Below are 13,509 nucleotides of genomic sequence, written 5' to 3' on the forward strand. Positions count from 1 at the left end.
ACGTCGTACGACGTCGACGCGACCTACGACCTGACGAAGCAGGGAAGGATCTGCCTGCCCGTCCAGGCCGCCGACGGCACGAAGACGTACTGGCAGCAGGGGCCGGTCCCGTTCGGCACGAACAACCCGTCGCCGAACGCCCCGACCACGCCGCTGCTGCTCGGCACCGACAACAGCCCGGTCGCCCCGGGTGGCGACGAGCCGGCCCCGGGGCAGACCGGCGAACTGCCGAGGACCGGTCCCGCCGACCGGATCCTCCCGCTCGGCGCGGCCGGCGCGGCGCTGGTCTCCGCGGGCGCGGCCGGGCTGTGGTGGACGCGCCGCCGGCCGGCACCACAGCGGTAAGGGGGCGTGACGACAGCGGCGGAACGGACCGGCCGTGAAGCGACCGGCCGTGAAGCCGGAAGGGCCCGCGGCATCGTGCCGCGGGCCCTTCTTCCACAGGTCGCCTGCCGGAGCACCGTGTCGGTGCCCGGCGGGCGCGCTCACTTGCGCGCCGCGAACTTCCACGCCGTCGGGAGCACGCCCATCGCCAGCGCCGCCTTCAGCGCGTCGCCGATCAGGAACGGGGTGAGGCCGGCCGCGACGGCGGCGGTCAGCGACATGCCGGTGGCGAAGGCCAGGTACGGCACGCCGATCGCGTAGATGATCGCCTCGCCGACGAGCATGGTGCCCGCCGTCCGCAGCACCGAACGGTCGCCGCCGCGCCGGGCGAGCGCGCCCACGACGGTGGCGGCCACCAGCATGCCGAGGATGTAGCCGAAGGCCGGGGCGCCGACACCCGAGCCGCCCTCGGCGAACCACGGCACGCCGGCCATGCCGACCAGCAGGTACAGGGCGAGGGAGAGGAAGCCCCGGCGCGCGCCGAGGGCCGTGCCCACCAGCAGCGCCGCGAAGGTCTGCCCGGTCACGGGCACCGGGGAGCCGGGGACGGGCAGCACGATCTGGGCGGCGATCCCGGTGAGCACGGCACCGCCGGCCACGAGCGCGACATCGCGGACACGGGCGGCGGCACCCCCCTGCGCGAGCGAGGCCGAGAGCTTGGGGGAAGGCAGCAGATCGGCGAGGACCTCGCCCGGGTGGGCGGAAGTGGCGGCGGTGCTCATGGTCGAAGCTCACCTCGGCGGTGGAGACGGTCGGGGACACCGTGACGCTATCCCAGGGCGGTGGGGCCGACCACCGTCTTCGCCCGACAAAGGCGGGAGACGCGACTTGGTGGGCTCCGCACAAAGAACACCGCTCACACCTGGCCGGGCGTGATGCCGGTCACGGAGGCAGCGGCTCCGCCCGCGGCCGCGGGGAGCGGGCGCCGACTGTGGGGATCCGCCAAAGACCCGTGCGACGGTGAGTGTCAGGACGTGAGCGGAGGCTGACGTTCCGTAGTGTGGGCGTCCGCATGCTGGGCGGCCGCGTCCTCCGTCCGGGGAGGGCAACCAGACTGGCCGCGTTTTGCCCTAGTACAAGAACCCCGCAACGTAACGGACGCTCACCCATGTCCTCCCCCACCACTCCCGAGGCCGAGCCGGGGCACCAGGTCCCGGCCGCGGACGCCTCCCTCTCCCACGGTCTCAAGCAGCGCCACCTGTCGATGATCGCCCTGGGCGGGGTGATCGGCGCGGGCCTGTTCGTCGGCTCCGGGGCGGGCATCGCCGCCGCCGGTCCGTCGATCGTCGTCGCGTACGCCCTGTCCGGCCTGCTCGTCATGCTGGTGATGCGGATGCTCGGCGAGATGTCGGCCGCGTACCCGTCCTCCGGCTCCTTCTCGGCCCACGCGGAGCGGGCCATCGGCCCCTGGGCGGGCTTCACCGCGGGCTGGTCCTTCTGGGTGCTGCTGTGCACCGCGGTCGGCCTGGAGGGTATCGGCGCCGCCCAGATCGTGTCCGGGTGGCTGCCGGGGACGCCCGAGTGGATGTGGGTGGCCCTGTTCATGGCGGTGTTCCTGGGGACCAACCTGGCCGCCGTGAAGAACTTCGGCGAGTTCGAGTTCTGGTTCGCGGCGCTGAAGGTCGGGGCGATCAGCCTGTTCCTCGTGCTCGGCGTGCTGGCGGTGGCCGGCGTGCTGCCCGGCACGGACTCGCCCGGCCTGGGCAACCTCACCGGCGCGGGCGGCTTCCTGCCGAACGGCAGCGAGGGCCTGATCATCGGCCTGCTCGCGTCGGTGTTCGCGTACGGCGGCCTGGAGACCGTGACGATCGCGGCGGCGGAGTCCGAGGACCCGGTCAGGGGTGTGGCCAGCGCGGTCCGCACGGCGATGTGGCGCATCGCGCTCTTCTACATCGGCTCGATGGCGGTCGTCGTCACGCTCGTCCCCTGGGACTCGGACGCGGTCGTCGAGCAGGGCCCGTACGTCGCCGCCCTCGAACAGCTGGGCATCCCCGGCGCCGGACAGCTGATGAACGTGGTCGTGCTGGTGGCGCTGCTGTCGGCGATGAACGCCAACATCTACGGCGCCTCCCGCATCGCGTACTCGCTGGTGCGGCGCGGCCAGGGCCCGAAGGTGCTGGCCCGGGTCTCGGGCGGGGTGCCGCGCGCGGCCGTGGTCGCCTCCAGCGTGTTCGGCTTCGTCTGCGTGGCGCTCAGCTACTGGCGGCCGGACGACGTCTTCCCCTGGCTGCTGAACATGATCGGCGCGGTGATCCTCGTCGTCTGGTTCTTCATCGCGGTCTCCCAGCTGATGCTGCGGCGCCGGATCGAGCGGGAGGCGCCCGAGCGGCTGGTGGTGCGGATGTGGCTGTTCCCGGTGCTCACCTGGGTGGCGCTGGCGGCGATGGTCACGGTGTTCGTGCTGATGGCGCGGGAGCCGGACACGCGGGTGCAACTGCTGTCGACGGGTGGGATGACGCTGTTCCTGGCGGCCGTCGGGTACGGGTGGCAGCGGGCGCGCGCAAGGAGTTGACGCACCGTCGCTCGAGCAAGGGGCCCCCGCACGGCCGTGTGCGGGGGCCCCTTCGTGTGCCCGAGTGCGGACCGGTGCGCGTCCGACCGCACGCCCGCCACTCTTGCTGCTAGCGTGCACTTGCAATTAGGTTGCAATAAGAGGTCGGAGGGGACCTGACATGCCCGTCTACACGCTTCCTGAACTGCCCTATGACTACTCCGCGCTCGCCCCCGTGATCAGCCCCGAGATCATCGAGCTGCACCACGACAAGCATCACGCGGCATACGTGAAGGGCGCCAACGACACGCTGGAGCAGCTCGCGGAGGCACGGGACAAGGAGGTGTGGGGTTCGGTGAACGGCCTGGAGAAGAGCCTGGCCTTCCACCTCTCCGGCCACATCCTGCACTCCATCTACTGGCACAACATGACGGGCGAGGGCGGTGGTGAGCCGCTGGCCGCCGACGGTGTGGGCGAGCTCGCCGACGCGATCACCGAGTCCTTCGGCTCCTTCGCCGGCTTCAAGGCGCAGCTCTCCAAGGCCGCGGCCACCACGCAGGGCTCCGGCTGGGGTGTCCTGGCGTACGAGCCGCTCAGCGGGCGCCTGATCGTCGAGCAGGTCTACGACCACCAGGGCAACGTCGGCCAGGGCTCGACGCCGGTCCTCGTCTTCGACGCCTGGGAGCACGCCTTCTACCTGCAGTACAAGAACCAGAAGGTCGACTTCATCGAGGCCATGTGGCAGGTCGTCGACTGGCAGGACGTGGCCCGTCGCTACGAGGCGGCCAGGTCCCGCGCGAACGTGCTGCTGCTCGCGCCCTGAGGAGTTCCGAGACGTCCTGCTCGTGATCGTCTTCTCACCGCTCACCGGGCAGGCGGAAAGAGGGAGAGCCCCGCGGGGTCGTGACTCGCGGGGCTCTCTCGTGTTCGGGGCACGCACAGCACTTCCGGTAGCCGCAGCTCCGCTGCATGGTGACGTCATGCCGATGCTGCCGTGCCACACCTGCGGCTCCGACGAGCCGCACCGTGAGCTGAACCCGTCCGAGAAGGATTGGCTCAAGGACCGCCTCGTGAAGAGGAACGTCGACAACTACCGCATGTGCGACGCACCGGGCTGCCGGCACGTCCGCACGGGCTTCAGCCCGTGTGCGGGCCACGGCGACCAGCACATCCGGATACCGGAACCGGACTGACCGGCGCCCGACCGCTCACAGGTTGCTGAAGTCCGGGCCCTTCGTCCGCGTGCGCTTGATCTCATAGAAGCCCGGGATCGAGGCGACCATCAGGGTGCCGTCCCACAGCTTGCCGGCCTCCTCGCCCTGGGGGGCGGGGGTGACGACCGGGCCGAAGAAGGCGATCTGCTCGCCGTCGGCGCCGGGGACCGCGATGACCGGGGTGCCCACTTCCTGGCCGACCTTCTCGATGCCCTCGTTGTGGGAGGCGCGCAGCTCCTTCTCGTAGGGCGTGCCGTCCCAGTGGTCCAGCAGGGAGGCGGGCAGGCCGACGTCCTCCAGGGCCTTGGCGACGACCTCCTTGCCGATGCCCTCGTCCTGGTTGTGGACGCGGGTGCCGAGCGCCGTGTAGAGGTCGCCGAGCACCTCGGGGCCGTGCTCCTGCTGGGCGGCGATGACGACCCGGACCGGGCCCCACGCCTTGACCTCGAGCATCTCCCGGTACTCCGCGGGGAGCTGGTCGAGCTTGTCCTCGTTGAGGACGGCGAGGCTCATCAGGTGCCAGCGGACCTCGATGTCGCGGACCTTCTCGACCTCCAGGACCCAGCGCGAGGTCATCCAGGCCCACGGGCACAGGGGGTCGAACCAGAAGTCGACGGGGGTCTTGCCGGAGGTGGTCGCGGAGGACTGCTCGGACATGGCTCTCCTAGGAAGACGGTCTTTCTCGCGGCAACACCGTCGCACGCCCCCGCCATTCCCGTGCCGTTCCCGCGCCGCGCTCACGCCCCGCCCGCTGTCCGGTGTCAGGAGCGCATGACAGGATCGGCCCTGTCCACATCCTGAACACCGACCGAGGGAGTGCCACCCGTGCCCGGTGAGAATCTGTCCCGCGACGAGGCCCGGGAGCGGGCCGCGCTGCTGTCCGTCGACGGGTACGAGGTGTCGCTCGACCTGCGGTCCGCCGTCGGGGACGCCGGCGGCACGGAGCCGCGTACCTTCCGTTCGGTCACCACCGTCCGCTTCCGGTGCTCCGACCCGGGCGCCACCAGCTTCGCCGACCTGATCGCGCCGAGCGTCACCGCGGTGTCCCTGAACGGCAAGGACCTCGACCCGAGCGAGGTCTTCGACGGCACGCGGATCGTGCTGGAGGAGCTCGCCCCCGAGAACGAGCTGGTGGTGGACGCCCAGTGCGCGTACTCCCGCACGGGTGAGGGCCTGCACCGCTTCGTCGACCCGGAGGACGGCGAGGTCTACCTCTACACGCAGTACGAGCCGGCGGACGCCCGCCGGGTCTTCGCGGGCTTCGAGCAGCCGGACCTGAAGGCCCCGTTCCGCTTCGAGGTGCGCGCGCCCGAGGGCTGGACGGTGTGGAGCAACGGCGCCGGTGAGCGGCACGACGGGGTGTGGCGGTTCGCGGAGACGAAGCCGATCTCCACGTACATCACGGCGGTCGTGGCGGGCCCTTACCACTACGTGACGGACACCTACGAGCGGACGTTCGAGGACGGGACGCGGCTGGAGATCCCGCTGGGCGCCATGTGCCGCAAGGGCCTCGCCCCGCACTTCGACGCCGACGACGTCTTCCTCGTCACCAAGCAGGGCCTGGACTTCTTCCACGACCACTTCGACTTCCCGTACCCGTTCGGGAAGTACGACCAGGCGTTCGTGCCCGAGTACAACCTCGGCGCCATGGAGAACCCCGGGATGGTCACCTTCCGCGAGGAGTTCATCTTCCGTGGGAAGGTCACCCAGGCGTCGTACGAGCGGCGGGCCAACGTCATCCTGCACGAGATGGCCCACATGTGGTTCGGCGACCTGGTCACCATGGTCTGGTGGGACGACCTGTGGCTCAAGGAGTCCTTCGCCGACTTCATGGGCTCCTTCTCGATGGTCGAGGCGACCCGCTTCGACAACGGCTGGATCACCTTCGCCAACAACCGCAAGTCCTGGGCGTACCGCGCCGACCAGCTGCCCTCCACGCACCCGGTGACGGCCGACATCCCGGACCTGGAGGCCGCGAAGCTCAACTTCGACGGCATCACCTACGCCAAGGGCGCCTCCGTGCTCAAGCAGCTGGTGGCGTACGTCGGCCGGGACGCCTTCCTGGAGGGCGCGCGGCGCTACTTCAAGCGGCACGCGTACGGCAACACGCGCCTCGGTGACCTGCTGTCGGTGCTGGAGGAGACCTCCGGGCGCGACATGGCGGCCTGGTCGCGGTCCTGGCTCCAGACGGCCGGCGTCAACTCCCTCACCCCGCAGGTGCTGCTCGACGCCGAGGGCCGGATCGACGAGCTGGCGATCGTGCAGGAGGCGCCCGAGTCGCACCCCGAGCTGCGGCCGCACCGGGTGGCCGTGGGCCTGTACCGGCGCACCGAGGACGGCTCCGTGGAGCGCTACGCGCGCGCGGAGGTCGACGTGCACGGGCCGCGCACGGTCGTGGGCGAGCTGGCGGGCGCCGAGGCCCCCGGGCTGGTGCTGGTCAACGACGACGACCTCACGTACTGCAAGATCCGCTTCGACGAGGCGTCGCTGGCGACGCTGCGCGAGCACCTCGGGGAGCTCACCGACCCCCTCGCGCGGGCGCTGTGCTGGTCGGCGCTGTGGAACCTGACGCGGGACGCGCTGCTGCCCGCGCGGGACTTCGTCGGCCTGGTGCTGCGGTTCGCCGGGCGCGAGTCGGACATCGGCGTGCTGCAGATGCTGCACGCCTGGGCGCGGTCGGCGCTGACGCACTACGCGGCGCCCGGGTGGCGCGCGGAGGGCGGCCGACTGCTCGCCGAGGGCGCGCTGCGCGAGCTGCGGGCCGCAGCGCCCGGCAGCCAGCACCAGCTGACCTGGACGCGCTTCTACGCGTCGGTCGCGGCCGGGCCGGAGGACCTGCGGCTGCTGCGGGGCCTGCTGGAGGGCACCGACACGATCGACGGCCTGGAGGTGGACCAGGAGCTGCGGTGGGCGTTCCTGGAGCCGCTGGCCGCGCACGGGGAGGCGGACGAGAAGGTCCTCGCCGCCGAGCTGGCCCGCGACGACACCGCCTCCGGCAAGCGGCACCAGGTGCGCTGCCTGGCCGCCCGGCCCTCGGAGGCGGTCAAGGCGCAGGCGTGGGCGCAGGTCGTGGAGTCGGACACGCTGTCCAACGCCCTGGTCGAGGCGACGATCGCGGGCTTCGAACAGCCGTCCCAGCGGGAGCTGGTCGCGCCGTACGCGGAGAAGTACTTCGCGGCCATCGACCGGGTGTGGCGGGAGCGGTCCATCCAGATCGGCATGGACGTGGTGCGGGGGCTGTTCCCGGCGCTCCAGGACTCCGAGGACACCCTCGCGGCGACGGACGCCTGGCTGTCGGCGCACGAGGACGCCGCGCCGGCCCTGCGCAGGCTGGTGCTGGAGGCCCGGGACGACCTGGCGCGGACGCTCCGCGGGCAGGCGTGCGACGCGGCGGCGGCCCGCTAGGGCCTGTTGCGAAAGTCCCGTCGTCCGCCCGAAGGGCGGGCCGGGCGGCGTCAGGTGCGGCGAGAGTGCGTGCATGGCGTCGCCCGGCAGGCGGGACTTTCGGCAACAGGCCCTAGGGCCGCAGGATCCGCCGACCGTACGGTCCGCGCGCACGGCCGCGGTGGGGCACCCGATGTTGACGCGGGGCCCCGCCGCGGCCGTTACGGAACGCGGTCGGGCTCAGCCGTAACCTCCCCCGTCCCCCGTCCGGACCAGCCGCTCCCGGCGCTCACCCGGCACCCGGACGCCCGTGCCCACCGGCGCGCTTGTCCGGATCCTTCGACGGGCGTGTAACAGCGGTCGGCGGGCGCGCCGGGCTCGGGAAACTCCCGGGTCATGAGCCACAACGCCCCGCCCTCCCGCCGTCCCCGGACCCGTCTCGCCGGCCTGCGGCGCCGGGTGCTGACCACCGCCCAGCTGCGCACCCACGGCGTCATGCCCGCCGAGACCAACGAGCAGTGCCGCCCCGGCGGCCCCTGGCAGCAGCTCCTGCCGGGGGTGTACCTGCTCCACCCGGGCCCGCCCACCCCGGAGGAGCGGCTGCACGCGGTCCTGCTGTACGCGGGCCGTGCCCGGGAGACCGGCGGGGTGCCGGCGCAGCCCGCCTCCGGCGGCTCACGGACCCCGGCCGACTACACGGACGTGCTGGTGACCGGCCTCGCCGCGCTCGCCCTGCACGGGTTCACCACCGCTCCCCCGCTGCCGTCGCTGGAACGGATCGACGTCCTGGTGCCGCGGCTGCGCCGGCTGCGCTCGACGGGCTGCGCCCGCGTCCTGCGCGTGCCCACGCTGCCCGCTCCGGTGCGCGTCCACCGTTTCCCGGTCGCCCCGGTCCCGCGCGCCCTCGCCGACGCGGTGGCCGAACTCGACGACGCGGCCTCCGTGCGCCGGCTGCTGACCGAAGCGGTCCGCGCGGGCCACTGCGAGGCGGCGGCGGTGGTACGGGAGCTGAACCGGGCCCGGCTGCTGCACCGCCCCCACGTGGTGGACGCCGTCGACTCGCTGCTGGCCGAGGGCAGGGCCATCGCGGAGGACCGCCTCTACCGGATGGTCGAGGAGCACGGCCTGCCGGACCCGGTGTGGAACGTGGACCTGATGCTGCCGGGCGGCCCGCACCTGGGCGGCGTCGACGCGTACTGGCCGGAGCACGCGGTGGCCGTCGAGCTCGACACCCGGGCGCCCCGGCAGCAGGACGAGCCCGACGCCCTGTGGTCGGAGTACGCCCGCAAGCGCGAGCACCTGGAGCGCCTCGGCATCACGGTCGTCCACATCACCCCCAGGAAGCTCCGCGACCACCTCGACCAGCAGGCCATGGTGGTCCGCACCGCCCTCATGGCCTCCACGGACCGCGAACCGGCCCCGTACGTGGTGGTGCTGCCGCACTAGGCGTGGGTCAGGGGCGGTGGCCGTCCGTCGCGTGCCCGGTCGGCGGTCGCTCCCGCCACAGGGTCAGGGCCCCGTCGACCAGGCCCACGCGGTCCAGCGCGGGCACCGTGTCGAGCGGGTGCCAGGCGGCCATGTCGGTGGTGCCGTCCGTCTCGTGGCGGAGCTCGCCGCCGGTGACGCGGGCCTCGTAGACGATCCGCAGGCCGTGGAAGTCGGCGACGGAGCCGAGGCGGCGGGGGTAGTTCCGGGTCATGGAGTCGATGCCCAGGAGGGCGGTCGGCTCGACCGTGTACCCGGTCTCCTCCGTCACCTCGCGGACCACCGTGTCGTAGGGATCCTCGCCGTGGTCCATGCCGCCGCCGGGCAGGGTCCAGCGTCTGCTGCCGTCGCGACCGATCAGACGGGCCAGCAGCAGCCGCCCGTCGCGTACGCATATCGCGTACGCCGCCACCCTCAACTCCTCACGCATGCGCGCAGACCTTACACAGGTGGGCCCCTCCGGGAGGGACCATCGACGGACATGTACACGCATCTGCCGCTATGCACGCCATGACCTATGGCGGAACCACGTCACCACTTTGTTAACGTCGCGATCACCCCCTCCCCAAACGGATGTTCCATGCGTAAGGCTGAGCGGTCGATCACCGCCCATCGTCCTTCACGCACAAGGGATGCCGATGACCCTGACCCCCCAGCGCACCCCCGCACCGGGTGCCAGACGCGTGGCCCGCATAGCCGTGGCCGCGGGACTGGTGGCCGCGCTGTCCGCCGCCGGGCCGATACCCCTGGCCTTCGCCGCGGACGGTCCCGCCGTCACCACGCCCACCGAGGGTGAGCCGAAGTCCGCGCACGACAAGCTCGGTTCGGCCGACGCCGATCTGCTCGCCGAGGCCAAGGCGGACGGCGAGAAGAACATCACCATGATGATCGCCACCGAGCCGGGCAAGACGGACCAGGTGGCCGGGCAGCTGGACGCGGTGGACGGCGGCGCCGTGGGCCGCGCCTACGACGAGCTCGGCTACGTCCGGGCCACCGTCCCCACCAAGAAGGCCGACGCCGCGATCGAGGCGGCCACCAAGCTCTCCTCCGTGCACGGCATCGACCTGCGGCACGAGATCGTGTTGGACGACCCGACGCCGGGCGGGGACACCGCCAAGGGCGCCAAGGTCTCCAAGTCGTCGAAGGCGTACCCGGCGCCCAGCCGGAAGACTCCCGCCGAGAACCCGTACAACCCGTCCTTCGAGACGGGCGCCGTCGACTTCGTGAAGAAGAACCCGAAGGCGGACGGCCGGGGCGTCACCATCGGCGTCCTGGACACCGGTGTCGACCTCGCGCATCCGGCGCTGCAGAAGACCACCACCGGCGAGCGCAAGATCGTCGACTGGGTGACGGCGACCGACCCGATCGTGGACGAGGACGGCACCTGGCGGCAGATGACCGACGCGGTCTCCGGCCCGGTGTTCACCTGGTCCGGCGCCACCTGGAAGGCCCCCGCGGGCGACTACCGCATCCAGCGCTTCGCCGAGTCCGTCACGGCCGGCGGCGACGCCGACGGCGACGTCAACCGTGACGGCGACAAGACCGACAGCTGGGGCATCCTCTACGACGCCGCAGCCGGCACGGTCCGCGTCGACACCAACGGCAACAACGACTTCACCGACGACGCCCCGATGAAGCCGTACAAGGACGGCTACCAGGTCGGGTACTTCGGCACCGACGACCCGTCGACCGAGGTCGCCGAGCGTCAGCCGTTCGTCGTCGAGATCCGCAAGGACGTGCCGACCGACCCGCTGGGCGGCTCCTGGGTCGGCAAGAAGTCCGACTTCGTCAACATCGGCATCATCGAGGGCAGCCACGGCACCCACGTCGCCGGCATCACCGCCGCCAACTCGCTGTTCGGCGGCAAGATGAACGGCGCCGCGCCGGGCGCGCAGGTCGTCTCCTCGCGCGCCTGCATCTTCGGCGCCGGCTGCACCAACGTGGCGCTCACCGAGGGCATGATCGACCTCGTTGTCAACCGCGGCGTGGACATCGTCAACATGTCCATCGGCGGCCTGCCCGCGCTCAACGACGGCAACAACGCGCGCGCCGAGCTCTACACCCGCCTCATCGACACCTACGGCGTCCAGCTGGTGATCTCCGCGGGCAACTCCGGCCCCGGCGCCAACACCATCGGCGACCCGTCCCTCGCGGACAAGGTGATCTCCGTCGGCGCCTCCGTCTCCCGCGAGACCTGGGCCGCCAACTACGGCTCGGAGGTGAAGAAGAAGTACAACATGTTCCCCTTCTCCTCCCGCGGCCCGCGTGAGGACGGCGGCTTCACCCCGACCCTGACCGCGCCCGGCGCCGCGATCAACACGATCCAGACCTGGTCGCCCGGCGCGCCCGTCGCCGAGGCCGGCTACGCGCTGCCCGCCGGTTACGGCATGCTCCAGGGCACCTCGATGGCGTCCCCGCAGGCCGCGGGCGCGATGGCGCTGCTGCTGTCGGCCGCGAAGCAGCAGGACATCGACCTCACCCCGGCGAAGCTGCGCACCGCGGTCACCTCGACCGCCGACCACATCGCCGGCGTCCAGGCGTACGCCGAGGGCGCGGGCGTGCTCAACGTCGTCGACGCGTGGAAGTCGATCCGCAAGGGCGCGACCGCGCACGAGTACACGGTGAAGGCGCCGGTCGACACCGCGATCGACTACGCCCTGGAGACCCCGGGCTTCGGCACCGGCATCCACGACCGCGAGGGCGGTCTGAAGACCGGCAAGCAGAAGACGTACGACGTCACCATCACCCGCACGACGGGCTCCGACCGGCCGGTCCGGCACGAGCTGCACCTCGAGAACAACAGTGGAAAAACGTTTCGCATCGTCGGTGACGACGTGGTCTCGCTCCCGCTGAACAAGCCGGTCACCGTGAAGATCGCCGCCAAGGCGGGCTCCGCCGGTCTGCACAGCGCGATCCTGGAGGTCGACGACCCGCGCACCGAGGGCATCGACAAGCAGGTCCTCAACACGGTGGTCGTCTCCGCGCCGCTGGAGCACACGTTCTCGGCCAAGGGCAAGGTCGAGCGCAACGACCCGGTCTCGTACTACGTGACCGTGCCCGAGGGCGCCAAGACGCTGGAGGTCGCGATCGGCGGCCTGAAGACGGGCAGCCAGACCCGCTTCATCGCCATCCACCCGTACGGCGTCCCGTCCGACCCGACCTCGACGATCAACTGCTACAACAACTACCTCGACGGCAACGGCTGCCGCCCCGACGTGCGGTCGTACGAGAACCCGCAGCCGGGCGTCTGGGAGATCGAGGTCGAGGCGCGCCGTACGTCGCCGCTGCTCGACAACCCCTACGAGCTGGACGTCTCCGTGCTCGGCGCGACCTTCGACCCGGAGCTCGTGACGATCCCCGAGGCCACGGCCGGTGAGCCGACCGCCGCCTCCTGGACGGTCACCAACGACCTCGCCCCGGTCGACGGCAAGCTCGTGGGCGGCGCCCTCGGCTCCTCGAAGACGGACCGGCCGACCATCGCGGACGGCGCCCAGCAGGCCTTCACGGTCCAGGTGCCCGAGGGCTCCGACTCGCTGGACGTGGCCATCGGCAACGTCTCGGACGCGGCCGCCGACCTCGACCTGTACGTGTTCGACGCGCGCGGCGCGGAGGCCGGCCGCTCCGCCGACGGCGACTCGGACGAGTCGGTGTCCGTCGCCGCCCCCGCCGCGGGGACGTACACCGTCGTCGTCCTCGCCTACTCGGCCCCGTCCGGGTCCACCGAGTACGACTACCGCGACGTGTACTTCTCCTCCACGCTCGGCGAGATCGAGGTGGACGGCACGTCGGTGTCGCTCGGCACGGGCGAGTCCGCCACGTTCTCCGGCTCCGTCGTGCCGGTGGCCGAGGCGCCGGCGGGCCGGGAGTTCTTCGGCCGGGTCCAGCTGGTGAACGCGCGCGGTACCGCCGCGGGCACCGGCAGCGTCCTGATCGAGAAGGTCACCCCGTGAACCCCTGACCCGTAGCGGGTCGTACGGATCACGAGTGATCCTCGGGGCGGGCGTCCGGTCGCGGGCGCCCGCCCTTCCCGTTCCCGTCGACGCTCACTCGCAGGCGGCGGACTCCGACTCCGGCAGCGCCGCCAGGATCCGGGCGCGTTCGGCGGCGACGGCCTCCTCGCCCACCGCCCACAGGTCGGGCGCGGCCGCCATCTCCGGGATGCCGATCAGGACGTGCTCGCCCTCGGTCGGGCGGGGAGCGGCGTCCGGCTCCAGGGGGAAGACGAGCTCGTCGGCGCCCGCCTCCGGCTTGTAGTGGCGTGTGACGTCCAGGGTGACCCTGTCCCGCCCGGTCCCGGGCACCGGCTCGACGTGCACGACGGTGCCCTCGACGACGGTCCGGGCGCAGGCCAGGTAACCGGCGGCGCTCCCCGTCCCCTTCGCGCCCTCGTCGTTCCCGCCCCGCTCCACGCTGCTCACCGCACTGTCGGAGGCGCTGCTCCCGGCCTTCCCCTGCTGCACGAACAGCCAGCCCGTGCCGACGACCGCGGTGGCGGCCGCCGCGGCGGCGAGGGTGCGCAGAGCGAGCACGCGCGGGCGCGCGCGGCGCCGC

Annotated in this window: 10 protein-coding genes and 1 pseudogene; 7 read left to right on the forward strand and 4 right to left on the reverse strand. The window is 72.1% G+C overall.

Features of this window, described 5'->3' with window-relative positions; genetic code table 11:
• The coding region (locus tag UW392_RS62530; protein ID WP_320784430.1) for an LPXTG cell wall anchor domain-containing protein at positions 1 to 345 on the forward strand (345 nt) is incomplete at its 5' end.
• 140 nt (positions 346 to 485) lie between these two features.
• Here UW392_RS62530 and UW392_RS62535 read toward each other — a convergent pair.
• A complete protein-coding gene (locus UW392_RS62535; RefSeq protein ID WP_320784431.1) occupies positions 486 to 1,106 on the reverse strand; it encodes a biotin transporter BioY in 621 nt (206 codons plus the stop codon).
• A 386-nt stretch (positions 1,107 to 1,492) separates the two neighbouring features.
• Between UW392_RS62535 and UW392_RS62540 the strand changes: the two genes are divergently transcribed.
• The 3 genes from UW392_RS62540 to UW392_RS62550 all read left to right on the forward strand — a co-directional run bounded on the left by UW392_RS62540 (position 1,493) and on the right by UW392_RS62550 (position 4,068).
• Entirely contained in the window at positions 1,493 to 2,896 is a 1,404-nt protein-coding gene (locus tag UW392_RS62540) for an amino acid permease (protein ID WP_320784432.1), read from the forward strand.
• Between the two features lie 160 nt (positions 2,897 to 3,056).
• On the forward strand, positions 3,057 to 3,698 hold the full coding sequence (locus UW392_RS62545; protein ID WP_320784433.1) for a superoxide dismutase: 642 nt from the start codon (positions 3,057 to 3,059) through the stop codon (positions 3,696 to 3,698).
• Positions 3,699 to 3,855: 157 nt separating this feature from the next.
• A complete protein-coding gene (locus tag UW392_RS62550; protein WP_320784434.1) occupies positions 3,856 to 4,068 on the forward strand; it encodes a hypothetical protein in 213 nt (70 codons plus the stop codon).
• Positions 4,069 to 4,083: 15 nt separating this feature from the next.
• On the opposite strand, the gene UW392_RS62555 is transcribed toward UW392_RS62550, so the two are convergent.
• A complete protein-coding gene (locus UW392_RS62555; RefSeq protein WP_320784435.1) occupies positions 4,084 to 4,746 on the reverse strand; it encodes a DsbA family protein in 663 nt (220 codons plus the stop codon).
• Positions 4,747 to 4,914: 168 nt separating this feature from the next.
• Here UW392_RS62555 and pepN point away from each other — a divergent pair, with 168 nt between their 5' ends.
• Together pepN and UW392_RS62565 are read left to right on the forward strand one after the other, a co-directional pair.
• The gene (gene pepN, locus UW392_RS62560) at positions 4,915 to 7,494 is read left to right on the forward strand and encodes an aminopeptidase N (protein ID WP_320784436.1); all 2,580 of its coding nucleotides are present in this window, start codon (positions 4,915 to 4,917) and stop codon (positions 7,492 to 7,494) included.
• 375 nt (positions 7,495 to 7,869) lie between these two features.
• Positions 7,870 to 8,919, forward strand: coding sequence for a hypothetical protein (locus UW392_RS62565; RefSeq protein WP_320784437.1), 1,050 nt, complete (start codon positions 7,870 to 7,872; stop codon positions 8,917 to 8,919).
• Between the two features lie 7 nt (positions 8,920 to 8,926).
• On the opposite strand, the gene UW392_RS62570 is transcribed toward UW392_RS62565, so the two are convergent.
• Positions 8,927 to 9,388, reverse strand: a complete 462-nt coding sequence (locus UW392_RS62570; RefSeq protein WP_320784438.1) for an NUDIX hydrolase — start codon at positions 9,386 to 9,388, stop codon at positions 8,927 to 8,929.
• Between the two features lie 208 nt (positions 9,389 to 9,596).
• On the opposite strand from UW392_RS62570, the gene UW392_RS62575 reads away from it, so the two are divergent.
• Complete coding sequence (locus UW392_RS62575; RefSeq protein ID WP_320784439.1) at positions 9,597 to 12,908, forward strand: S8 family serine peptidase; 3,312 nt, start codon at positions 9,597 to 9,599, stop codon at positions 12,906 to 12,908.
• Between the two features lie 93 nt (positions 12,909 to 13,001).
• Here UW392_RS62575 and UW392_RS62580 read toward each other — a convergent pair.
• Positions 13,002 to 13,509 (reverse strand): annotated as a pseudogene (locus UW392_RS62580) (hypothetical protein); the annotation flags it as partial.

It is taken from the genome of Streptomyces sp. CRN 30 (genome assembly GCF_034105845.1).

Bases quoted from the DNA above. Each gene is read 5' to 3' on its own strand.
- UW392_RS62535 (WP_320784431.1), bottom strand. From the start codon at position 1,106: ATGAGCACCGCCGCCACTTCCGCCCACCCGGGCGAGGTCCTCGCCGAT.
- UW392_RS62540 (WP_320784432.1), top strand. From the start codon at position 1,493: ATGTCCTCCCCCACCACTCCCGAGGCCGAGCCGGGGCACCAGGTCCCG.
- UW392_RS62545 (WP_320784433.1), top strand. From the start codon at position 3,057: ATGCCCGTCTACACGCTTCCTGAACTGCCCTATGACTACTCCGCGCTC.
- UW392_RS62550 (WP_320784434.1), top strand. From the start codon at position 3,856: ATGCCGATGCTGCCGTGCCACACCTGCGGCTCCGACGAGCCGCACCGT.
- UW392_RS62555 (WP_320784435.1), bottom strand. From the start codon at position 4,746: ATGTCCGAGCAGTCCTCCGCGACCACCTCCGGCAAGACCCCCGTCGAC.
- UW392_RS62565 (WP_320784437.1), top strand. From the start codon at position 7,870: ATGAGCCACAACGCCCCGCCCTCCCGCCGTCCCCGGACCCGTCTCGCC.
- UW392_RS62570 (WP_320784438.1), bottom strand. From the start codon at position 9,388: ATGCGTGAGGAGTTGAGGGTGGCGGCGTACGCGATATGCGTACGCGAC.
- UW392_RS62575 (WP_320784439.1), top strand. From the start codon at position 9,597: ATGACCCTGACCCCCCAGCGCACCCCCGCACCGGGTGCCAGACGCGTG.